Source organism: Sphingomonas faeni, from assembly GCF_040407495.1.
GTDB classification, from domain to species: Bacteria; Pseudomonadota; Alphaproteobacteria; order Sphingomonadales; family Sphingomonadaceae; genus Sphingomonas; species Sphingomonas faeni_D.
Window position 1 is genome coordinate 499801 of the sequence record NZ_JAPZPP010000001.1, and the last position, 22419, is coordinate 522219.

Sequence of the window (22419 nt, forward strand, 5' to 3'; positions counted from 1 at the left end):
TCAAGAATGACGATGTTTTCTCGTACGGCCGCGCGGCTGTTGTGCGGCGCTATCGGTTTTGTCGTGGTCGGCGTGCCAGTCACCGCAACGGCGCAGGCGCTGGTTGCCAAGGACGCGGAGCCGGGTTCGCCCGCTCCGGTCGCCGATCCAGCCGATCCAGCAACCCCGCCCGCCGGGCAGGATGAGACGATCGTCGTCACCGGCGCCAATACGCGATCGGTGACGCAGGTCACCGGCGTCGACATGCAGAAGATCCTGCCCGGCGTCAGCCCGTTAAAGGCGTTGCAGACGCTGCCGGGCGTCACCTTCCTGACCGCCGATCCGTGGGGCAACAACGAGCAGAACATCTCGCTATTCGTCCACGGCTTCAACGCGCAGCAGCTCGGCTACACGCTCGACGGCCTGCCGCTCGGCGACCAGAACTACGGCAATTACAATGGCCTCTCGCCACAGCGTGCGATCATCTCGGAGAACGTCTCGCGCGTAACCCTCGCCAGCGGCGCAGGCGATCTCGGTACTGCATCGACCAGCAATCTGGGCGGTACGATCGATACTTTCTCGAGCGATCCACGAAAAGACATGGGCGTCCAGGTCGACCAGACGCTCGGCAGCCACTCGACTTCGCGACTGTTCGCGCGGATCGACAGCGGCGATCTGGGCAACGGCAACGCGTTCTACATCTCGGGCTCGCGCCAAAAGGCGAAGGCGTGGGATTTCAACGGTATCCAGGGCGGATATCAGGCCAACGCAAAGTTCGTCCACGACGACTCCAACGGCAAGCTGACGCTCTACGGCGCGTTCTCGGACAAGACCGAGCCGAACGAGGATTCGACCGTCATCACGACCGCGACGCAGGCAACCGCGCCGTATGTCCGCCCGTTCGTCTACCCCAATTTTAACGAGATGCTGACCTATCTCAACTCCGGCGCGTACAAGGCGGATGGGTCGAACTACCGCAACTACTACGGCGTCGCCGCGCGCACCGACTATCTGGGCTACGTCAAATACGACTGGAACGTCAGCGACCGGGTGACTTTCTCGAACCAGGCCTATTATCATCACAATGACGGTGTCGGTGTCATCGGCGGGCCGATCGACGTCGCCGGCCTGCCCAAGCTGTTCTCGTTCTATTATCCCGGCCAGAACCTCACCCAGGTGTTCGGTGGCTCAGGCCTAGCCACGCGTACCACCGAATACCGGATCGACCGGGGCGGTCTCGTCTCAACCGTCGCGCTCGATCTCGGCGCGCATCATGTCGAGTTCGGCGCATGGTACGAGCATCAGAGCTCGTCCGCCTATCGTCGCTGGTATCCGTTCCCGGTCAACGATCCGAGCACGCCGTACCAGCGCCCGCGTGAGGAACTGACTCCGCTGATCACGCAATATCACAGCGAAGTCCGCGTCGACGAATATCAGGCGCATATCCAGGACAGCTGGAAGGTCTTGCCGACGCTCACGATCCAGGGCGGCGTCAAGAGCACGTTCCAGAACGCGTCGCAGCGCGTGCCGACGCAGCCGATCCCGGGCTCGTTCACCGGTTCGGTCGCGCTGCCGGTCGGCAAGATCGACACGCATAAATACTTCCTGCCGCAGCTTGGCGGGCTGTGGGACGCGACGGATAACGAGCAGGTGTTCGTCAACGTCCAGAAGAACATCCGCCAGTTCCAGACCAGCGCTGCGGCCGGCTTGTCGCCGTTCGCGCTCGGCAGCCAGGCGGCGTTCGACCTGTTCAAGCAGGACGTCGAGCCCGAGACCAGCTGGACCTACGAAGCCGGGCTCCGCTCGCATCACGCGCTCAACCTCGGGCCGCTCACCGGCTTCGAAGGCCAGATCAGCGTCTATCATGTCGACTTCAGCAACCGCCTGCTCGGGATCAGCCCGACCCCGGTGGTGACCGCGGTCGTCAGCGGCGCGGCGATCCTGCAGAATGTCGGTGCGGTGAAGACCGACGGGTTCGACATCGCCGGCACGTTCCGGTTCGGCTCGCACTTCTCGTTCTACGATGCGCTGTCGTACAACAACTCGCGCTATGAGGAGAACTACATCAGCGGGACGAGCACCGTCGCGACCGCCGGCAAGAAGGTGCCGGGCAGCCCCGACTGGCTCAACAAGTTCACCGCCTCGGCCAATTACGACATCTTCGACGCGCAACTCGTCGGCGACTATATCGGCAAGCGGTTCGCGACCTATACCAACGACCTGTCGGTGCCGTCCTACTTCACGCTGTCCGGTCGCATCGCCGCGCGCGTGCCGTTGTCGGAGGGGCAGGTCGTCAAGACGGCGACGGTCAGCCTCAACGTCACCAACATCACCAACAAGCGTGCGGCCTCGACGCTCAGCATCGGCGCGGCCAGCGGGACGTTCAACCAGTTCCCGGTCGCACCGCGCCAGGTGTTCGGGACGATCAGCGTCGGCTTCTGACGCGGGCAGGGGGCCTCGGTTTTGCCGGGGCCTCCTACTGGATCGGGAATAGCATCGGTGGATCGCCCGGTTGCCACGGCGCTGGGCGTATCATGACGCGAGCGAACAGCACCGATGCGAGGTACATCGCCAACCACGCCTGTAGCCGCTCGAACGGCAGACCGTCGAAATAGGAACGATCCGTCTGCGCGAACTGGCGGACGAACGGCATGATCGCGAGATCAGTCATCGCCTGTGGGCTGGTGCCGAGACTGCCGGCAGCACGGAGCTTCTCGTCCAGCGCGCCGAGCAAGACCGTCGCCGCATGACGGTGCGCGATCGGATCGACGTCGTAGCGGACGGCATATTTGTAGCGATCGAGGTGGTGTTTGAAATCGCCGTCGTTCGTCGCGATCAACGCAGCGTTGCTACCGGTTGGCCACTCGGCATCGTCCCTATCGGCGCAAGCCCAGCGCATGATGTCGAGGCTCTCGTCGATCACCGTCCCGTCCGCCAGCACGAGTACGGGCACGGTTGCCTTGAGCGAGGCCGCCAGCATCGCCGCCGGCTTGTCGCGCAACACGATCTCGCGAAGCTCGACACGCCGGTCGTTCGCCGCGATCGCGAGACGCGCGCGCATCGCATAGGGGCAGCGGCGGAAGCTGTAGAGGATCGGTATCATGGCAGGACGCATACCGCGGTCGTTCACGCAGGTCGCCAACTCCGTGGCGTACGTGCGCACCACCGCGATCGATACCGGTAAACGGCATCGATCGCGGCACGTGCAGTGGCTTAGAACCGATACCCGATCGTCGCCTGCACGGTCCGGCGGTTGCCGTACCAGCACCAGTTATAGTTGGCGAAGCACGACGTCAGATACTTCTTGTCGAAGATGTTGGCGCCGTTGACCGCAAGGCTCAGCCCGCGCAGCGACGGCGCGAACTTTTCCAGGTCATAACGGATCAGCGCGTCATACACCGTGTAGGACGGGCTGTTGCGGCCGACGGTTTCGAGCGGCGTGACGCCTGCATAGACCTCGTCGACATGACGCACCGAGCCGCCGATCGTCAGGCCTTCGAGACCACCGCTACGGGGTGTCCAGTCGAGATAGGCGGATGTTCCGCCCCGTCCGACGGTTTCGAGCCCGCGGCCGACGCGGTCGGGAGCATCGGCATCGCTGGTGACCTTGACGCGCTGCCGGCTGAACGCGACGCGGGCGTTGAAACCATAGGGTAGCGGCGCACTGCCCTCGAACTCGACGCCCTGCGAACGGACGCCGCCGGTCTGCCGCGACACGCTGAAATCAGGCGTGGACGTCAGGACGTTGGTCTGGTCGATACGGAACCACGCGCCGGACAGCAGGATCTGCGTTCCGGGAATGCTGAACTTCGCACCGGCCTCGATCTGCTTGCCGAGCGATGGGTCGGCGAGCCCCGGCAGGCCGTTGCTTCGCGTGATCAAGCTGGCCTGCTGTTCGAACGACGTCGAATAGCTGACGTACGGCGCGAGACCGAACGGAAGCGTGTAGAGCGCAGCGGCGCGATACGTGAACTTCTCGTCGTGCTTGACGTCACGCCCTTCCTGATGCGCACGCGCCCAATCCTGCCGCCCGCTCAGGACCACGCGAAGGTTGCCGAGCGCCATCTGGTCCTGTGCATAGACGCCCTGCTGACGCTGCTGGACGTTGGTCGGGAACGGTCGACCGACCTGTTCCGGCGTCGTTGGAACCGTCACCGTGCCGTAAACCGGGGCAAAGCCGTTCAGCGGCGCAACGACGCCGAATGCGGCAACTTCCCGCGAGTGCGCGACCTGGCGATCGACACCGAACAGCAGCGTATGCTTGATCGGGCCGGTCTGAACGGTGCCGGTCAGCTGGTTGTCGAACGTCCAGTTGTTGAGCTGCTCGCGGGTCGCATAGGACGCGCGGCTATAGGTCTGCTGCGTCGGGTCGCTCCCGTCGAGCCCACCTGCAGTATAGATCAGCCCCAGCGCCGATTTTACATATTGATAGCGGCCCGACGAGCGGAACGCCCAGCCGCCGCCGAAATCGTGTCGGAAGATATAGGTGAGGGCGGCCTGCTCGCGGCTGAAGCGGTTGCCCGCCTCACCTCCGTCGAAGCTGGTCGGCAGCTTGCCGTTCGGATTGGCGAGCAGCGTCCCGCTCGCGGGGAACACGCTATAGTCTCCGTTGTACGGATCATGCGAATAGGCACCGAGCAGTGTGAAGCTGGTCGAGCTGCCCGCACCGGCGGTCACTGCGCCCGAGATCGTCTGGCGTTCGCGCTTGCCGAACTTCTGCTGCGTGTCGGCACCGTTCGCGCTGCCGTTGATCCGCCAGAGCACGCCTTCGCCCGCTCGCCCACCGATGTCGGCATCGACGCGGTACAGATCGTAGTTGCCGTAGGTGCCGCTGATCGCGCCGTAGAGCGCCTGGTCGAGCGGAAGCTTGCTCGATTCCGCGACGAGGCCGCCGGGGCTCGACTGACCGTACAATACCGATGCTGGCCCCTTGATGACCTCGATCCGGTCGAGCCGCGAGACGTCGACCTGTGGCACGGCATAGCCCGACGGGCTGCCGAACTGCTTCAGGCCGTCGAGATAGACCGGCGCATCGAAACCGCGCAGCTTGAACTGGTCGTAGACTTCGCCGCTCGATCCGCGTGTTTCGGGTGTCACACCCGCGACGAAACGCAGCGCCTGGTTGAGGTTCTGCAGGCTGCGGCCAGCGATGTCGTCGGCGGTAATGACGGTGATCGACTGCGGCGTCTCGGCGAGTGGCGTGTCGGTCTTCGTACCCGACGACGCCTGGGTCCGTGCATGCTGACCGGTCACGACGATGATTCCGGAATCGGTGTCGGCATCCGTTTGCGCAGTCTGCGCATAGGCCGGCGATACGACGATGGCAGCCGAACCTAGCAGAACGGCGATGCCGAGGCGATATGTCATGCGATACCCTTTACGTTATGCGGACCCGCTAATGTTTATGATAACTATTATCAATAGTATCTTTGCAGTGCGGGATCGGAAGGCTTGCGTCTGCGGCAATCCGGCAACAGGTATCGCTTTTTGATAGGCGGGAGTGGAATGCGCGTGAAGAACCACAAGGCAATGGCCGTCGAGATCGCGACCACCGGGGACGCCGCCTGGTTCGAGACGCACCTGGACCGACGCTTGAGGATCCGAAACATGATCCCGAGTGAATTCGACGATGTCGACGGCCTGCCACCGGTCGGCATGGCATGGCGGACGATCGTGCTGGAAGCGCAGCCGGGGGCGAGGACCCGTCAGGCGATTGCATTGCCGATCGGCACGGACACTGACGTACTGACCGATCGGGACCTGTTCGAGCTGTTCCTGCAGGTCGCGCCGCCCGGAGCGCGCGCGATGATAGCCTCGCTGCGGAAGGTCAAACTGTCGACTGATCGAGCCATAACCCCGCCGCGCTGACAGGGCGCATCGGGGTTTCCGATCGATTGCCGTCGAATATCCGACCAACCGAGCCACAGGCGTGGTGGATCGCACTTTTCACAATGAAATCAGCTGCTAGCTTGGTGTCAGCGATGCGCGGCTCGACGGTCGCAGCGTCCTCGGCGCCCCGCCCGGATACGAGAGTGTCGCACGGACGGGCGGGGTGCCTCGTTAACCCCAAATTCACCCTGGTTCTGCATAGCGAGCGCAGAGGCATCGCCGTAGTATCGCGTACCTTGGTGCCCCGCCGGTTTCAGTCACACGGGCAGGCGGGGCGCTTTTCTATATTGGGCAGTTCGACCTCTAAGATGCATTGACGGCTTCGACGTCCATCGGTCGTGTCGCATTTGCGCCCGGCGGGATCGCCCTTTCGACCACGATGTTGCAACGCCTCGCGAGATCGAAGCTCGCATCGCGCGTCCTTTGATCTTCTCGCAAAGAACCGGCATGGGATTTCGCTCGCGTAACCGCGGGGCCGCTTCGAGTTGGCGCTCTGCCTCCCCGTGCCGGGAAGATCAGATGAAGGGACGATATGGCTAAGTTTCTGGCGTTCGGCGAAATCATGCTCCGGCTGTCTCCTCCGGGCCGCGAACTGCTGTTGCAGACGCCGAAGCTCGACGTGTGGGTCGCCGGTGCAGAGGCGAACGTCGTCACGCAGCTCGCACGACTGGGACACGATGTCGGCCTCGTGACGATGGTGCCGGACAACGATCTCGGTCGCGCGGCAATGACGACGTTGCGCGGACATGGCGTGGACATGGCGAAAACCTTGCTCGGTGGCGAGCGGATGGGGCTGTATTTCGTCACGTCGGGCGCCGGCCTGCGTGCAACCGAGGTGATCTACGATCGCTTCGGGTCGTCGTTCGCCGAGGCGCCGGTTGATGCGTGGGACTGGGACACGCTGCTCGTCGGTGTCGACCGCTTCCATCTCTCGGGCATCACGCCCGCGCTAGGTCCAGTCCCGGCCGAAAGCGCGCTCGCTGCAGTCCACGCAGCTACCCAGCGCGGCATCCCGGTCTCGTTCGACGGCAACTGGCGCGGCAAGCTGTGGGAACGCTGGGATTCGGATCCACGCGCGATCCTGACGCAGCTTGTTGCGCACGCCGACATGATGTTCGGCAACCACCGCGATATCGCGCTATTGCTCGACCGCGACTTTTCAGGGAACGCGGGGGATCGGCGGCGTGAGGCGGCTGAGGCGGCGTTCGAGGCGTTTCCGCGGTTGCAAACGATCGCCTCGACGGCGCGGCACGTCGAACACGTCGATCTCCATCGTCTGTCCGCGCGGATCGACACGAGAGCGACGCATGTCCAGACGGACGAGGTCGTGCTCGCAGGGATCGTCGATCGGATCGGCGGCGGTGACGCGTTCGCGGCGGGCGTACTTCACGGTATGCGCTCGGGCGAGGATCTTGCCGCCGTTGCCAAGATTGGTCTTGCGCTCGCTGCATTGAAGCACTCGCTGCCTGGCGATGCGAGCCTGTTCCGCCAAGCCGACATCGATGCGTATTTGGCGGGCGGGCTCGACGTCCGCCGCTGATGACTGGATGCGACGCGCAGCGATTGGCGGCGTAGCGGCACCCGCCTTTCGCGTGGTGCGTGATCGTCGATGGTCCGCGCCCAGGCTAGGCGCCGTCGTCTGTCAGATCTCGTCGGGGCCGAACCCCAGCGCGGCGACGAGCGCCTGACGTGCCGCCGTACAGCGTTCCCAAAGCCGTGGATCGCCGAGATCATCGGGCGCGATCGTCTCGGGCCATTCGCGTGCGATGACCCTCTCGATCCGCGCGCAGACGGTTTCGTCGAGGAGGAAGCGTGGATCGATCGCGGCCAGTGCGTCGGGGTCGACCTGTACGCGAAGCCGCAGGCAGGCCGGGCCACCACCGTTGCGCATCGATTCGCGAACGTCGGCGACCTCAAGCTGCCGGATTGGGCCGTTGCAGGCGACGAGTTCGCCCAGCCACATCCACACCGTCTCATCGTCACGGGCCTCAGCGGGCAGAATAAGGGCCATGCCGCCGTCGGGCAGCGTCACCAGCTGCGAGTTGAACAGGTAGGTTCGGATCGCCGTGTGCAGGCTGACGCGGTCCGCAGGCACCTCGATCATCACGGCGTCGGGGATGAGCGCCTGCACGGCCGAGCGGAGCGCGGCGGGGTTGGCAAACGCATGTTCGTGCGCGAACAGGACATGACCGTTGCTGACCGCGACTACGTCGTTGTGGAAGGCGCCGGCGGCGATGGCGGCGTCGCTCTGGCGGACCAGAAGCGTGCGGGCGGGATCGATACCGTGGCGTCGCGCGACTGCCTCGCTGGCAGTGCGGTGCTGGCGCGATGGGAAGCCGCCCGCATTGCCCTCGCCGTAGACGAACATCTCGACCGCGCCGTGTCCGGCCTGCGAGGTGAGCCGCATGAAATTCGCCGCGCCTTCGTCGCCAAAGGGGGCCGGGACGGGGGAATGGATACGGAAGAACCGCGGATCGGCAAAGGCGAGACGGAGTTGGCGCTCGGTCTGAGCGGCTTCGCTCGCGCGGTGCGGCATCGTCGACAGGTTTGCGACCGAGATATGGCACAGGCCGTCCGCGGTATCGCTGCTTGGCGACACCGTCCCGGCATTGGCGGTCCACATCGCCGAGGCAGACATGGCGTTGGCGATCAGCGCGCGGTCGGACGCCCATGCCGAGGCGAGGACTTCGGCATCGTCGCCGACGAACCCCAGCGTCCTGAGCCAATCGGTATTGGGGCGGACGTGCGGGAGGAAGATGCCCTGGCGCAAACCGAGCGCCATCGTCCGACGCATCTTGCCGATGCCCTGTAGCGCAGCGAGCCTTGGTGCGGAAACATCGCCGGCATTGGTCGCGGAGGCGATGTTGCCGATCGAGAGACCCGCATAATTATGCGTGGGTCCGATAATCCCGTCGAAATTGACCTCGATCACCGTATCGCTTCCTGTCCATCGTGCTTGCCAGTGGTCGGCCGCCGTCTCAGGCAGCCCCGGGCCGCTCGGGGTCGAAGATCGGGGATAGGGCATCCGCCCCAGGAAAGTCGGCAATGGTCGGGGCGATAGGATTCGAACCTACGACCCCTGGACCCCGAGACCAGTGCGCTACCAGACTGCGCCACGCCCCGACAACATTGCCGGTGAGCGCCCTAGCCGCGGGTCGCGGTTCGATCAAGACAAATATCCCGCCCGCGGCCGATCAATTGGCCGGCGTCGGGAAGTTGCACCGGGTTGGTGGTTCTTTAATCATGCCGCGCCAGCAACCTGGATCAAGACTGTGGTCGCATAACTCGTTTTGCCTCCGAAACGGATTGGGCAGCGATTGTTCGCGGTATCGCAGGGGCGCAGCGTCCGTGGAACGCAGGTTGCCACCACGAAAAGGCGCCGCGTTTCTCGAAACTTCAGGAGAGCAGACATGCCTAACGAACAGGAAATCAACGACATCGTCGCGCGCGTTTCGGCGCAGGTGTTGCGCGAAGCGAAAAGCAGCGAGCAGGTGTTCCGGATCGGCGACCTCAGCACCCACGTGATCGATCTCGGCAAGGGCGGCGAAGCGGCGTGGACCGTTACCTACAGCACCGCCGCGGCCCAGCTCGGCGATGCAAGCCGCATCCGCCCGCTCGATCAGCTGGCATGGACGATCAGCTACAGCACGTCGAAGGCGGCGCTCACCGAGCGCGGCATCGATGTGAAGAACTAGGGCGATGGACGGGAAGATCTGGCGCGGGGTTCAGTCCCTGCTGGACGCCTATGTCCGGATCGCCGGCGGCGACACTGCGGTTATCCTTTATACGAGCGATAGCCAGCGGTCCGCCGCCCTCGTCTGCGCCGCGCTCGAGATGCGTGCCATCCCCACGATACGCGTGTGGATGGCGCCACTCGTCGACGAGACGTTCGAGGAGAGGCTTGTTGCAGCCTTACCCGCTGCCGATGCATTCGAGGGGCGACTGGTCCTGTTGTCGTTCGAGCGCGACACCTTCTCGCATACCGGCGCGCTGACGCGCGCGCTGGCGATCTATCCCACCGAGCGCCTGCGGATATTCCGCTCGATCAGCGCCAGCGACAGCCTGTTTGCGGATGCGTTGCTCGCGACTCCCGACGAACTCTCCCGGCGCAACGTCGCGATTCTCGAACGGCTGACGCGGGCGTCGAAGCTGCGGATCACGACACGGGGCGGCACCGACCTGGACGTCACGCTCGATTCGAAGCATCGCTGGATCAGCAACCGCGGCCGCGCACGCAATGGCGGAACCGTGATCCTTCCCGCCGGCGAGGTCGCGACGTTCCCGGCCGATATCTCCGGCATCCACGTCGCGGACTTCGCGTACAACGTGAACGCGATCACCGACGACGACGTGCGGCTGGAGACGTTCCCGGTAACGATCGAGATCGAGGGCGGGCGGGTCGTCGCGCATCGCTGTGAAGATGCACGGACGCTGCGGTTCCTGGATTCCGCACTGACCACGCATTGCGCCTATAATGTCGGCGAACTCGGGTTTGGCACCAATTTTGGCATCGGCGAGCCGATCGCGATGAACTCGCACATCAACGAGCGTCGGCCAGGCGTGCATCTCGGGCTCGGCCAGCACAATCAGGATCCGGGCGTGGTCGGCTATCAATGCGCGATCCACCTCGACCTGATCGCACGCGGCGGGATCGTCGAGGTCGATGGCGGACTCGATGTCATCGACCTCGAACATCTGGCGCCGTCGGACGCGCCGCATCCCGAGAGCACGCGCGACGAGGACGTGTTTTCGCCAGACACGTTGCAGATCGAGGACGGCGACTGCTGCGGGCTGTTGTCGGACGGCGTGCTGACGCCGTGCCCGGCGCCGCTGGTCGCAGCATGAATTACTGGACCGCATCGCCCGACCTTGTCGACGCGTTCGTGCGACCGGGCGGGGATGAGGGCACCAGCATCCCGCTCGAACTGACGCTGCGTACGCTGACCGCGGTGGTGCCCGAGCAGCCGTTGCGCGTGGTCGATCTCGGCGGTGGCGATGCGGCGCTGGCGGTTCGACTGGCGATGGCGGGGCATGAGGTGGTGGTCCAGGATATCGACCCGCAGATGATCGCGCTCGGCGAGCAGCGGCTGGCGCGCTGCCCTGGCGCGATCCGAGACCGGGTCCGGTTGATCTGCGCGGATGGTGCGACGATGGCGGCTGACCAGGCTGAGGTGGCCGATCTCGTCTGCTGCCATAGCGTGCTGATGTACGAGGACGATCCCGCGCCGCTGGTCCGCACCGCGGTCACGCTGTGCAAGCCGGGCGGGCTCGTGTCGATCGTCGCGATCAACCCGGCAGCGGCGGCGATGCGATCCGGGCTGGCGGGGCGGTGGGCCGAGGCGCGCGTCGCGCTGGAGACGGGGAGCGACGCGCATGGTCCTTACGCTGCGAGCCGCAATCACGCGCGCGAAACGGTCGAGGCGATGCTGACCAAGGCGGGCGCCGGGATCGTCGAATGGTCGGGTATCGGCATCTTTACCGATCACCATACTGGCCCGATCTTGGCGGACGATTCCGAGGACGTGTTGCGCGCCGAATGGCTGGCGGGCCGGCTGGACCCGTATCGGCAGGTCGCGCGCTGCTATCATCTGATCGCGCGCAAGCTTTAGGTCGGCCGTCTATCCCCCGCGCGGCGTCGCTGCTAGGAGCGCGCCATGACTCCGCTCGATCGCATCCGCAATTTCTCCATCATCGCCCATATCGACCATGGCAAGTCGACGCTCGCCGATCGGCTGATCCAGGAAACTGGTGGCCTGACCGCGCGCGAAATGTCCGAGCAGGTGCTCGACAATATGGACATCGAGAAGGAACGCGGGATCACGATCAAGGCGCAGACCGTGCGACTTGCGTATCACGCGAAGGACGGCCTCGATTACGTCCTCAACCTGATGGACACGCCGGGCCATGTCGACTTCGCCTATGAAGTGAGCCGCAGCCTGGCCGCGTGCGAAGGCGCGCTGCTGGTGGTCGATGCCGCGCAGGGCGTCGAGGCGCAGACGCTCGCCAACGTCTACCAGTCGATTGAGCACGACCACGAGATCGTGCCGGTGATCAACAAGATCGACCTTCCAGCCGCCGAGCCCGAGAAGGTCCGCAAGGAAATCGAGGACGTGATCGGCATCGATGCATCCGAGGCGGTACTCGCGTCCGCGAAGTCCGGGATCGGCATCGTCGAGATCCTCGAGGCGATCGTCACCAAGATCCCGCCGCCCAGCGGCGACCCGGAGGCGCCGCTGAAGGCGATGCTGGTCGACAGCTGGTACGATCCGTATCTCGGCGTCGTCATCCTGGTGCGCGTGATCGACGGCGTCCTGAAAAAGGGCCAGCAGATCAAGTTCATGCAGACCGGCACGATGCATCTGGTCGACCGGGTCGGCTGTTTCCGCCCGAAGATCGAGCAGCTGACCGAACTCGGCACGGGTGAGATGGGCTTCATCACCGCGCAGATCAAAGAGGTCGCGCAGACGCGCGTCGGCGACACGATCACCGATGCAAAGCGGCCTGCGCTCGAAGCGCTCGCGGGCTTCAAGGAAGTCCAGCCGGTTGTGTTCTGCGGGATGTTCCCGGTCGATGCCGCCGAGTTCGAGAAGCTGCGCGAGAGCATCTCGAAGCTGCGACTGAACGATGCGAGCTTCTCGTTCGAGATGGAGACGTCGGCGGCATTGGGCTTCGGCTTCCGCTGCGGGTTCCTCGGGCTACTGCATCTGGAAATCATCCAGGAGCGGCTGACGCGCGAATATGATCTGGACCTGATCACCACCGCGCCGTCCGTCGTGTATGAGATCGAGCTGACCCACCCCGATCCGTCCGGCACGACGCATATCGAGCTGCACAATCCCGCCGACATGCCCGAGCCCAACAAGATCGCGACGATCAGCGAGCCGTGGATCGAGGCGACGATCTACGTCCCCGACGAGTATCTCGGTAGCGTCCTGAAGCTGTGCCAGGACCGCCGCGGCATCCAGAAGAACCTCACCTATGTCGGCGGTCGCGCGCAGGCGACCTACGAGCTGCCGCTGAACGAGGTCGTGTTCGATTTCTATGATCGGCTCAAGTCGATGTCGAAGGGCTATGCCAGCTTCGATTACCACCAGATCGGCTACCGCGAAGGCGACCTCGTCAAGATGGGCATCCTCGTCAACGAGGAACCGGTCGACGCGCTCAGCATGATCGTCCACCGCGGCACCGCCGAAGTGCGCGGCCGTGGCATGGTCGAGCGCCTGAAGGAGCTGATCCCGCGCCACCTGTTCAAGATCCCGATCCAGGCGGCGATCGGCGGCAAGGTGATCGCGCGCGAGACGATCAGCGCGATGCGCAAGGACGTCACCGCCAAATGCTATGGCGGCGATGCGAGCCGCAAGAAGAAGCTTCTGGAGAAGCAGAAGAAGGGCAAGCTGAAGATGCGCGAATACGGCTCGGTCAGCATCCCGCAGGAGGCGTTTATCGCCGCGCTTAGGATGGGCGACGACGCGTAGGCGCCCAAGGCTAAGCGGCGTAGCGGCTTAGCCGAGGCTAGCGCCAAGCCGGACGGCGACCGACCGAGCTCGTCCTCGGTCGTGTCGTCCGACGACGCGGCTTTGCCGCGGCGCGGCTGAGCCCGCGTTCAAACGACCATCCGCCCTTCCTTGTTCTCCCGCGAAGGCGGGAGCCCAGTTTGGATCCCCGCCTTCGCGGGGAAACACGCTAATCTTGTCTTCACGGAATAAGCGTCAAACCAGTCCGCGGTGGTCGGGCTTTGCAACTGTCGCGAGCCAAACCCTGAACGCCTGCCCATGCTTGAATGGCGCATCTCTCTATCGCGCCGTCACTCGTATGTTGCCATCCCAAACCCGATGTAGCCGACGCACAGGATAATTCGCGTTAGCCACGCCGCTTCGCCGTGCAGCACGACGCTCGCCGCGATCGCGATAATGAACGCTGCGAAGATCGCCCATGCCTGCCAGGCGAAGGGGAACGGAAACAGGCTGCCGGGCGCGCCTGGGGTGAACCAGCCCGAGCGACGGATGGTAAGCCAAAATCTCGTCAGCCGTTCCATGCGCGCCGTTTATCATGGCGACCCGATCAATAGCCAATGACAAGCGTGACATGGGACGCGGATGCTGGAGCTTTCCCTATCGCTGTCGCCAACTGTCATCATCCTAACACAATCCCCGCCTAACCGCCGGCTCGGGGAGTGAGCGTCGCGCGGCGTCGTCGAGCCGTCCGGATAGGGCGGTCGAGGATGATCAACGACGTTGTATTGTGGGATGTGCGGCGGGTCTTCGGGGACGGCGGCGCACGATTGGGGAATATCATCGTGAAGATTTCGGTCGTTAAGTCGGCGCTGATGCTTGGCGTCGCGTTTGGGTCGGTTGTAGGTGGCTCGGCCGCGTTCGCGCAGGCAGCGCCGGTCCAGGAGCAGGCCGCTCCCGAGGAAGGGCTCGGCGATATCGTCGTTACCGCTGAGCGCCGTTCGGAAAACCTCCAGAAGGTGCCGCTGTCGGTCGGCGTCGCGTCGGGCGATGCACTGCGCGCCTACACCGCCGGCGGCGACGACACGCTGCTCGCGCTGTCGGGTCGCGTTCCCGGCCTGTACGTCGAATCGACGACCGGCCGCATCTTCCCGCGCTTCTATATCCGTGGCCTCGGCAACATCGATTTCTACCTCGGCGCCTCGCAGCCGGTCACGATCATCCAGGACGACGTGATCCTCGAGCATGTCGTGCTGAAGTCGAACCCGGTCTACGACGTCCGCCAGGTCGAAGTGCTGCGCGGTCCGCAGGGCTCGCTGTTCGGACGCAACACCACCGCCGGCATCATCAAGTTCGACACCAACAAGCCGACCAACGACTTCGAGAGCCGCGCCTCGGCGTCAGTCGGTTCGTACAACAGCGTCAGCCTCGACGCCGGTGTCGGTGGCCCGCTGATCAAGGACCTGCTGTCGATCCGCCTGTCGACGCTGATCCAGCACCGCGAAAACTATGTCGACAACATCTTTGCGGGCAGGAGCCTCGACAACACCGCGACGCCGCGCAAGGACGCAATGGGTGGTTTCGACGACCGCAACGTCCGTGTGCAGCTTGCGCTGACCCCGGGCGAACGCTTCACGCTCGACCTGTCGGGCCATGCGCGCTGGTATGACGGCACCTCGACGCTGTTCCACCGCGGTGCGCTGAAGAAGGGTTCGAACGACGTCTCGGCTGAGCCGCGCAACGTGGTCTCGTACGACGAAGCGAACGACAACCCGCAGAGCTACAACACCTATGGCGGCTCGGTCCGCGCGGCTTACGACTTCGGTCCGGCCACGCTGACGTCGATCACCGCGTACGAGACGACGTCCGGCTTCAGCCGCGGCGACACCGACGGCGGTGCTGCGGTCAATTACACCGGGCGTTTGCAATATGGTCAGAGCCAGGGACAGATCCGCGACCTCGACCAATGGTCGCAGGAAGTGCGATTGGCCGGCACGCCGGGTGGCAAGTTCAACTGGCAGATCGGCGGACTGTATTTCGACAGCCGCGACATCACCGACTTCTACCAGCGCGCCTTCTTCCTCACGGCGAACGATCCAAATGGCGTCGCCCCTAATCCGAACAACTGGGTCCGGCTGCATGATGTGAACACCTCATGGGCGGGCTTTGGTCAGGTCAGCTACGAGCTGATGGACAAGCTGACCGTAACGCTTGGCGGCCGGATCACCGAAGACAAGAAGCGGACCGAGTTGCTGAAGACGGCGGATATGGTAAATGGTCGTGTAACCTATACCGGGCGCCGCGATGTCACGCTCAAATCGACCAAGCCAAGCTGGGATGCGAGCATCCTGTACCAGGCTAACCCCGACATCAGCCTGTATTCGCGCGTAGCCCAGGGCTTCCGCGGACCGACGATCCAGGGTCGTTCGGCGGTGTTCAACAGCGACTTCTCGACCGCGAACTCGGAGACGATCCTGTCGTGGGAGACGGGGATCAAGACGCGCCTGCTCGACAACACGCTGACCCTGAACGCCACGGTGTTCGGCTACCGAGTCAACGACATCCAGCTGAACGGCAACGACCTCAACGGCAACGGAATCCTGTTCAACGGGAACAAGGCCGAGGCCTACGGTATGGAAGCCGAAGCCAATTGGAAGCCGGTGCCGAACCTGACGCTCGGGGCAGGGCTCAGCCTGCTGCACAGCGCGATCCGCGACAAGACGACGGAGGTACAGATCTGCGCGCTCAACAACATCGTAGTCTGCACGCCATCGAGAACGCCCCGCGCGGTCGTCGGTCCGTTCGGAACTACGTATCTGGTCAAGATCGACGGCGAGCCGCTGCCGAACGCGCCCGAGTATAACGTCGACCTTACCGCGCGGTACGACCAGCCGCTCGGTAATGGCGGTCGCGCGTTCATCGCGGGCGACTTCAACATCCAGGGCTACACGCAGTTCGTACTCTATAAGACCAAGGAGTTCACCGCGAACGGCAACTTCGAAGGTGGCCTGAAGATCGGCTATGCCGCGCCCGACGATGCGTACGAACTGGCGGTATTCGCGCGCAACATCACCGGCGAGAAGAACCTCAAGGGTGTGATCGAGAACTACATGGCGGCCGTCTTCAACGAACCGCGGATCATCGGCGTGTCGCTCAGCGGCAAGTTCCGCTGATCTGACCTTTCCCCCCTCCCGCGAGCGGGAGGGGCCGGGGGTGGGCTCGCGCTATCGTTGAGCGCAGCATGTGTTCGGGCCGGGCGCCCACCCCTCGGTCCCCTCCCGCACGCGGGAGGGGATGCAGGAGATTTATCGGCCCATCCCTAAACCACGCGTGAAGCATTTTTCAGCAGCGCCCGCGCGAACGACATAGTAGCGAAACACTGCGGCGAGTTGCCGTTTTCCTTCGGCCGGTTGATACTCGCTCCATGTCGCTCAATCCCGTATTCTATGATGCAAGCGGCCGACGTCGTCGGCGGTTCACCTTTGGCGTCGCCGCGTTCATCGTCCTGCTGCTGCTGTCGATCGCGATGTTCGCCGTGTCGATCGGCGCGGTGCCGACCGCGCCGCTGCTGCCGATCGAGCCCGAGCACCCTGCGCTCCACAAGCTGCCCGCACCACGCGGCGGCATCCTCCGCGAAACCCGACGCGACCTGAATTACTACGCCAGGCAGCTGTTCGGGACGAGCGCGGCCAAGCCGGGTGTCGGCAATGGCGCCAACCCGCCGCTCGCGATCGCCTTCCACGCGCCATGGGACGAGTCGAGCGTCGCCAGCCTGGGGCGGCACGTCGAGCAGCTCGACTGGCTGATCCCCGGCTGGGTCTCGATCACTGGCAAGGATCACCACATCACCGTGTTCCGCGACCAGGCCGGGCGCGATATCCTCAACAAGGCGGTCCACCGGCCGATGATCCTGCCGATGGTGCAGAACGCGGTCGAGGGGAACTGGGACGGCGCGGGCAGCGCCGCGCTGTTCGCCGATCCGAAGGCACGCGGGGCGTTCCTCGACAAGCTCGTACCGTTCCTCAGCGCGAACCATGCCGGCGGCGTGTTCTATGATTTCGAGGACCTGCCCGCATCCGCGCAGCCGAATTACCGCGCGTTCCTCGCCGAGACGCGCGCGCGGTTCGCCCCCCGCGGCTGGGTCGTCGCCATCGCGGCGCCGGTCGCCAACCCCGACTGGGACCTGCCGGCCTACGCCAAGGTGACCGACAAGGTCTTCCTGATGGCCTATGACGAGCATGAGACGAGCGGCGCACCGGGACCGATCGCCTCGCAACGCTGGTTCGCGCGGATGGTCGCCGACGCCGCGCGCGGTATCCCCCCCGCCAAGCTGGTCGTCGCGATCGGCTCCTATGCCTATGACTGGCACGCCGGCGCGGACAGCGGCAACGGCGATGCGCTCGACGTCGAAGAAGCATGGCAGAACGCCGCGGACTCGGGCACGATGCCGACCTTCGACAAGACCAGCGGCAATAGCAGCTTCGCCTATTCGGAGGGCGGGGTGCAGCATCAGGTCTGGCTGCTCGACGCGGCGTCCGCCTATAATCAGATCGCGTTCCTGCAAAAGGCTGGCCTCGGCAGCGTGGCGCTCTGGCGTCTCGGCTCCGAGGACCCCGGGCTCTGGTCGATCTGGGGTCGCGATCATCGCAAACTGCCGATCCCCGATGCCATCGACAACATGCCCGCCGGCACCAATGTCGATATCGAGGGCAGCGGCGAGATCCTCAAGATCGCCGCCGAGCCCGTCACAGGCATCCGCGACGCAGTGCCGGCGAAGGACGGCACGCTTGCCGACGTCGTCTTCAAGCGGATGCCGTCGCCCTATGTCGTGGTGCGGACCGGGTATCGCCCGAAGCAGCTCGCGCTGACGTTCGACGATGGCCCCGATCCCGAATGGACGCCGCAGATCCTTGACGTGCTCAAGCGCGAGCACGCGCCCGCGACGTTCTTCGTGATCGGCGAGAATGCGCTGACCGAGCGGCCGCTTCTCCAGCGAATGGTCGACGAAGGCCACGAGATCGGCAGCCACACCTATACGCATCCGAACCTCGCCAATGTCTCGCAGCGGCAGGTAAAATACGAGCTGAACACCACGCAGCGGCTGTTCCAGGCGTTCACCGGGCGCTCGCTCCGGCTGTTCCGCGCACCCTATTTCGGCGATGCCGAGCCGAGCACCGCGGACGAGATCCTGCCCGCTCTCGAGGCGCAGCAGCGCGGCTATATCTCGGTCGGTCTCCACGTCGATCCCGACGACTGGAAGCGGCCGGGCGTCCAGGCGATCATCGACCGCACGATCGCCGGCGTCGAGGCGGGCAATCCCGAGCGCAGCGGCAACGTCATTCTGCTGCACGACGCTGGCGGCAACCGCGCCGAAACCGTCGCCGCGCTGCCGATCATCATCGAGCGGCTGCGGGCGATGGGCTACAGCTTCGTCCCCGTGTCGACGCTCGCCGGGCTGTCGCGCAATCAGTCGATGCCGGTGATCTCGTCGAGCGACCGCGTCGCGGCGGTCGCGGATCTCGCGCTGTTCAGCACGCTCGGCGGCATCGTCGTCGCGCTCCGCTGGATCTTCGGCATCGCGATCACGATCGGCATCATCCGCGCGCTGGCACTGTCGGCGCTCGCACTGATCCAGGCGCGGCGCGAGTTGAAGACAGTATTCCCGGCGATCGATCCGTCGCGGTTCGTCACGGTGATGATCCCCGCCTTCAACGAAGAGCGCGTGATCGTCCGCGCTGTCGAAGGCGTGCTGGCGTCGAACGATGTCGTGATCGAGGTCATCGTGATCGACGACGGATCGAGCGACGGCACCAGCCGCGTCGTCGCTGAGGCGTTCGCCGGCGACGACCGCGTCCGCCTTCTGACGCTGGAGAACGGCGGCAAGGCGCGCGCGCTCAACCGCGGTCTCGAACTCGCGCGTGGAGAGATCGTGATCGCGCTCGACGCCGATACGCAGTTCGAACCGATGACGATCGCACGTCTGGCGCGCTGGTTCGACGATCCGAAGCTCGGCGCGGTCGCGGGCAACGCGAAGGTCGGCAACCGCGTCAATCTGATCACCAAATGGCAGGCGCTCGAATACATCACCGCGCAGAATCTCGAACGGCGTGCGCTCGCGCGGCTGAACGCGATGACCGTCGTGCCAGGCGCGGTCGGCGCGTGGCGGCTTGAGGCGATTCGCAGCGTCGGCGGCTATCCCGACGATACGCTCGCCGAGGACCAGGATCTAACGATCGCGATCCAGCGGCATGGCTGGACCGTCCAGTACGACCAGTTCGCGATCGCCTGGACCGAGGCGCCCGAGACGATGCGCGCGCTCGCTAAGCAGCGGTTCCGCTGGGCGTTCGGGACGTTACAGTGCCTCTACAAGCACCGCTCGGCGATCGGTCGGTCGCATCCGCGCGGGCTCGGCTGGGTCGGGTTGCCGCAGGCGATCGTGTTCCAGATCATCCTCGCGTCAATCTCGCCGATCATCGATCTCGCGCTGCTAGTGAGCTTCGCCTCGACCTATGTCGCGGTGCAGGCGCATGGTTGGGAGCAGACCAGCCACGACGTCTATACGATGCTCGCATACTGGCTGATCTTCACCGCGATCGACCTGCTCGCCGCGACGATCGCGTTCGCGCTGGAGCGCCAGGAACGCTGGCGGTTGCTCTGGCTGCTGATCCCGCAGCGGATCGGGTATCGCCAGGTAATGTATTACGTCGTGCTGAAGGCGATCGCACAAGCACTGCGCGGGCCCTTGGTCGGCTGGGGCAAGCTGGCGCGGACGGGACGCGTGACCGCGAACTGACGGGTGACGCCGGTCAACGATCCTTCCCCGCCAGGGGGAGGTGGCGCCGAAGGCGACGGAGGGGGAGGATGCGCAACCGGCGTTTCGTCTGCCTCCCCCTCCGTCAGGCTGATGCCTGCCACCTCCCCCTGGCGGGGGAGGATCGAATTAACGCTAGACCTATCCGTGCGTCTTTCGAACCGGGCCTCGCGCAACATATCGGTGCCGGTGGCGTTATGATCGAGCTCTGTATATCGGCGTATATCATTGGGCGTCTAATCGAGGAAAGCGTATGCGGTATCTGATCGTCTTCACGGCACTATCGGCAAGCCTTGTCGCGAGTGGCGCGCAGGCGCAGCGTCCGCCGTTGGTGCTCGCTGCCGCGTCGTTGCAGGAATCTCTGACCGCCGCCGCCGATGCCTGGGCCGAGAAAGGCCATATCAAGCCGACCATCTCGTTCGCCGCATCGTCGGCTTTGGCCCGGCAAGTCGAATCCGGTGCGCCCGCCGATCTGTTCGTCTCCGCCGATGAGGACTGGATGAACGAGCTTGCGACGAAAAACCTGATCGTCGCATCGACGCGCGTGACGTTTCTCGGCAATCGCCTCGTCGTCGCCGCCCCCGCCGGCAGCAAGGTGCGGATCCCGGTGCGCCCTCCTGCGGCACTTGCGCGCGTGCTGACTGCTGGCCCTCTGGCGATGGCGGATACAGCGGTGCCCGCGGGTAAATATGGGCAGGCGTCGCTGGAGAAGCTCGGCGTTTGGGCGCAGGTCTCGCCGAAGGTGGTGCGCGCTGAGAATGTTCGGGCGACGCTGGCACTGGTCGAGCGCGGCGCGGCGCCGCTCGGGATCGTCTATGCGACCGATGCTAAGGCGTCCGCCAAGGTCCGCATCGCGGGCGTCTTCCCCGAAAACACGCATCCCGCGATCACCTACCCGGTCGCGCGATTGAAGGCATCGACCAATCCCGATGCTGAGGCCTTCCGGCGATTCCTCGTTTCGCGCGAGGGCAAGGCGATCTTCGTGCGCTACGGATTCTCCGCGCGCTAAATGCTTGACGCGGCCGAATGGGGAATCGTCGCGCTGTCGCTTAAGGTTGGCGGCGTGGCGATGCTGGTGACCCTGCCGGTCGCTTTCGCGTTGGCCTGGCTGCTCGCGCGCGTCCGCTTCCCGGGCAAGGTTGTCGTCGATGCGGCGATCCATCTGCCGCTGGTGGTGCCGCCGGTGGTGACTGGATGGTTGTTGCTGCTCGCGTTCGGACCCAATGGCCCGATCGGCGCGTGGCTTCAGGACTGGTTCGGGATCACCGTGCTGTTCCGCTGGACCGGCGCGGCGATCGCGGCGGGAGTGATGGCGTTGCCGCTGATGGTACGCGCGATGCGGATCTCGATCGAGGCGGTCGACCGGCGGCTGGAGAATGCCGCGCGAACGCTGGGCGCGGGGCCCTGGCGCGTGTTCTGGACGCTGACGCTGCCGCTCAGCATCCCCGGCGTGCTGGCCGGCGCGGTGCTTGGCTTCGCGCGATCGATCGGCGAGTTCGGCGCGACGATTACGTTCGTGTCCAACGTCCCGGGCGAAACGCAGACCTTGCCGCTGGCGATCTACTCCGCGTTGCAACAGCCGGGGGCGGACGCGATGGTATGGCGATTATCATGCGTGTCCGTGGGCTTGTCGCTCGTTGCTCTGATCGCCTCGGAACTGCTGACGCGGCGCGCGGGACGGGGGCTCCATGTCCTTTGAGATCGACGTCGAGAAGCGGCTCGGCGATACGCGGGTATCGCTGACGCTCGACGCAGGCGAGGGCGCGACCGTGCTGTTCGGTCCCTCGGGCGTCGGCAAGTCGAGTGTCCTGAACATGGTCGCCGGACTGCTCCGGCCCGATCGCGGGCGGATCGCGATCGACGGCGAGACGCTGTTCGGCGACGGCACCGACGTGCCCCCCGAACGCCGCCGCGCCGGCTATGTCTTCCAGGAAGCGCGGCTGTTCCCGCACATGCGCGTCCGCGCGAACCTGCTCTATGGCGTACGCGGCGAGGCCGAGCGGTTCGAGGACATCATCGGCTTTCTCGGCATCGGCCATCTGCTCGACCGCTGGCCGCGCACCTTGTCAGGCGGCGAGGCGCAGCGGGTAGCTATCGGCCGGGCGCTGCTCAGCCAGCCGCGCTTCCTGCTGCTCGACGAGCCGCTGTCGTCGCTCGATCGCGCGCGGCGGGAAGAGATCATGCTAGCGATCGAGCATGTCCGCGACGTGCTCAAGCTGCCGATCCTGATGGTCACGCACGACCCCGAGGAAGCGGAGCGGATCGGAAACCGGGTCGTGCGGATGTAGC

16 protein-coding genes and 1 tRNA gene are annotated in these 22419 nt (G+C 65.0%); 12 read left to right on the forward strand and 5 right to left on the reverse strand.

All coding sequences use genetic code 11. From position 1 onward, the window contains the following. Positions 1-6: 6 nt before the first annotated feature. The gene (locus O6W96_RS02390; protein ID WP_353468071.1) at positions 7-2421 is read left to right on the forward strand and encodes a TonB-dependent receptor; all 2415 of its coding nucleotides are present in this window, start codon (positions 7-9) and stop codon (positions 2419-2421) included. Between the two features lie 34 nt (positions 2422-2455). Here the strand turns inward: O6W96_RS02390 and O6W96_RS02395 are convergent, their stop codons facing one another. Together O6W96_RS02395 and O6W96_RS02400 are read right to left on the reverse strand one after the other, a co-directional pair. Further along, the gene (locus O6W96_RS02395; RefSeq protein ID WP_353468072.1) at positions 2456-3082 is read right to left on the reverse strand and encodes a glutathione S-transferase N-terminal domain-containing protein; all 627 of its coding nucleotides are present in this window, start codon (positions 3080-3082) and stop codon (positions 2456-2458) included. 110 nt (positions 3083-3192) lie between these two features. Beyond that, complete coding sequence (locus O6W96_RS02400) at positions 3193-5346, reverse strand: TonB-dependent siderophore receptor (RefSeq protein WP_353468073.1); 2154 nt, start codon at positions 5344-5346, stop codon at positions 3193-3195. Between the two features lie 162 nt (positions 5347-5508). Here O6W96_RS02400 and O6W96_RS02405 point away from each other — a divergent pair, with 162 nt between their 5' ends. Together O6W96_RS02405 and O6W96_RS02410 are read left to right on the forward strand one after the other, a co-directional pair. Then, on the forward strand, positions 5509-5847 hold the full coding sequence (locus O6W96_RS02405; protein ID WP_353468074.1) for a hypothetical protein: 339 nt from the start codon (positions 5509-5511) through the stop codon (positions 5845-5847). 553 nt (positions 5848-6400) lie between these two features. After that, a complete protein-coding gene (locus O6W96_RS02410) occupies positions 6401-7408 on the forward strand; it encodes a sugar kinase (RefSeq protein WP_353468075.1) in 1008 nt (335 codons plus the stop codon). Positions 7409-7510: 102 nt separating this feature from the next. Here the strand turns inward: O6W96_RS02410 and O6W96_RS02415 are convergent, their stop codons facing one another. Continuing rightward, positions 7511-8800 (reverse strand): N-succinylarginine dihydrolase, encoded by a 1290-nt coding sequence (locus O6W96_RS02415; RefSeq protein WP_353468076.1) that lies wholly within the window; start codon positions 8798-8800, stop codon positions 7511-7513. A gap of 114 nt (positions 8801-8914) precedes the next feature. Continuing rightward, positions 8915-8991, reverse strand: a tRNA-Pro gene (locus O6W96_RS02420). A 287-nt stretch (positions 8992-9278) separates the two neighbouring features. On the opposite strand from O6W96_RS02420, the gene O6W96_RS02425 reads away from it, so the two are divergent. Genes O6W96_RS02425 through lepA form a run of 4 tightly spaced genes read left to right on the forward strand, consistent with a single transcriptional unit; the run spans position 9279 to position 13343 of the window. Next, positions 9279-9563, forward strand: a complete 285-nt coding sequence (locus O6W96_RS02425) for a hypothetical protein (RefSeq protein WP_353468077.1) — start codon at positions 9279-9281, stop codon at positions 9561-9563. A 4-nt stretch (positions 9564-9567) separates the two neighbouring features. Continuing rightward, positions 9568-10713: an aminopeptidase gene (locus O6W96_RS02430; RefSeq protein ID WP_353468078.1), complete on the forward strand. Its 1146-nt coding sequence runs from the start codon at positions 9568-9570 to the stop codon at positions 10711-10713. Continuing rightward, positions 10710-11477, forward strand: coding sequence for a methyltransferase (locus tag O6W96_RS02435; RefSeq protein WP_353468079.1), 768 nt, complete (start codon positions 10710-10712; stop codon positions 11475-11477). Before O6W96_RS02430 ends, O6W96_RS02435 begins: the two co-directional genes overlap by 4 nt. 45 nt (positions 11478-11522) lie before the next feature. Continuing rightward, positions 11523-13343: a translation elongation factor 4 gene (gene lepA / locus O6W96_RS02440; RefSeq protein WP_056049136.1), complete on the forward strand. Its 1821-nt coding sequence runs from the start codon at positions 11523-11525 to the stop codon at positions 13341-13343. Positions 13344-13672: 329 nt separating this feature from the next. Here lepA and O6W96_RS02445 read toward each other — a convergent pair whose 3' ends face one another. Next, complete coding sequence (locus tag O6W96_RS02445) at positions 13673-13903, reverse strand: hypothetical protein (protein ID WP_353468080.1); 231 nt, start codon at positions 13901-13903, stop codon at positions 13673-13675. A gap of 291 nt (positions 13904-14194) precedes the next feature. Between O6W96_RS02445 and O6W96_RS02450 the strand changes: the two genes are divergently transcribed. From O6W96_RS02450 to O6W96_RS02470, 5 genes are all read left to right on the forward strand, one after another. Next, positions 14195-16492 (forward strand): TonB-dependent receptor, encoded by a 2298-nt coding sequence (locus O6W96_RS02450; protein ID WP_353468503.1) that lies wholly within the window; start codon positions 14195-14197, stop codon positions 16490-16492. A gap of 251 nt (positions 16493-16743) precedes the next feature. After that, positions 16744-20112, forward strand: coding sequence for a polysaccharide deacetylase family protein (locus tag O6W96_RS02455; protein ID WP_353468081.1), 3369 nt, complete (start codon positions 16744-16746; stop codon positions 20110-20112). 271 nt (positions 20113-20383) lie between these two features. Then, a complete protein-coding gene (gene modA / locus O6W96_RS02460; protein WP_353468082.1) occupies positions 20384-21139 on the forward strand; it encodes a molybdate ABC transporter substrate-binding protein in 756 nt (251 codons plus the stop codon). After that, positions 21140-21829, forward strand: coding sequence for a molybdate ABC transporter permease subunit (gene modB / locus O6W96_RS02465; RefSeq protein ID WP_121885046.1), 690 nt, complete (start codon positions 21140-21142; stop codon positions 21827-21829). Continuing rightward, positions 21819-22418 (forward strand): ATP-binding cassette domain-containing protein, encoded by a 600-nt coding sequence (locus O6W96_RS02470; RefSeq protein WP_353468083.1) that lies wholly within the window; start codon positions 21819-21821, stop codon positions 22416-22418. The genes modB and O6W96_RS02470 overlap by 11 nt, the downstream gene beginning before the upstream one ends. Position 22419 lies beyond the last annotated feature (1 nt).

Bases quoted from the DNA above. Each gene is read 5' to 3' on its own strand.
- O6W96_RS02390 (WP_353468071.1), top strand. From the start codon at position 7: ATGACGATGTTTTCTCGTACGGCCGCGCGGCTGTTGTGCGGCGCTATC.
- O6W96_RS02395 (WP_353468072.1), bottom strand. From the start codon at position 3,082: ATGATACCGATCCTCTACAGCTTCCGCCGCTGCCCCTATGCGATGCGC.
- O6W96_RS02400 (WP_353468073.1), bottom strand. From the start codon at position 5,346: ATGACATATCGCCTCGGCATCGCCGTTCTGCTAGGTTCGGCTGCCATC.
- O6W96_RS02405 (WP_353468074.1), top strand. From the start codon at position 5,509: ATGGCCGTCGAGATCGCGACCACCGGGGACGCCGCCTGGTTCGAGACG.
- O6W96_RS02410 (WP_353468075.1), top strand. From the start codon at position 6,401: ATGGCTAAGTTTCTGGCGTTCGGCGAAATCATGCTCCGGCTGTCTCCT.
- O6W96_RS02425 (WP_353468077.1), top strand. From the start codon at position 9,279: ATGCCTAACGAACAGGAAATCAACGACATCGTCGCGCGCGTTTCGGCG.
- O6W96_RS02430 (WP_353468078.1), top strand. From the start codon at position 9,568: ATGGACGGGAAGATCTGGCGCGGGGTTCAGTCCCTGCTGGACGCCTAT.
- O6W96_RS02435 (WP_353468079.1), top strand. From the start codon at position 10,710: ATGAATTACTGGACCGCATCGCCCGACCTTGTCGACGCGTTCGTGCGA.
- lepA (WP_056049136.1), top strand. From the start codon at position 11,523: ATGACTCCGCTCGATCGCATCCGCAATTTCTCCATCATCGCCCATATC.
- O6W96_RS02445 (WP_353468080.1), bottom strand. From the start codon at position 13,903: ATGGAACGGCTGACGAGATTTTGGCTTACCATCCGTCGCTCGGGCTGG.
- O6W96_RS02450 (WP_353468503.1), top strand. From the start codon at position 14,195: ATGCTTGGCGTCGCGTTTGGGTCGGTTGTAGGTGGCTCGGCCGCGTTC.
- O6W96_RS02455 (WP_353468081.1), top strand. From the start codon at position 16,744: ATGTCGCTCAATCCCGTATTCTATGATGCAAGCGGCCGACGTCGTCGG.
- modA (WP_353468082.1), top strand. From the start codon at position 20,384: ATGCGGTATCTGATCGTCTTCACGGCACTATCGGCAAGCCTTGTCGCG.
- modB (WP_121885046.1), top strand. From the start codon at position 21,140: ATGCTTGACGCGGCCGAATGGGGAATCGTCGCGCTGTCGCTTAAGGTT.
- O6W96_RS02470 (WP_353468083.1), top strand. From the start codon at position 21,819: ATGTCCTTTGAGATCGACGTCGAGAAGCGGCTCGGCGATACGCGGGTA.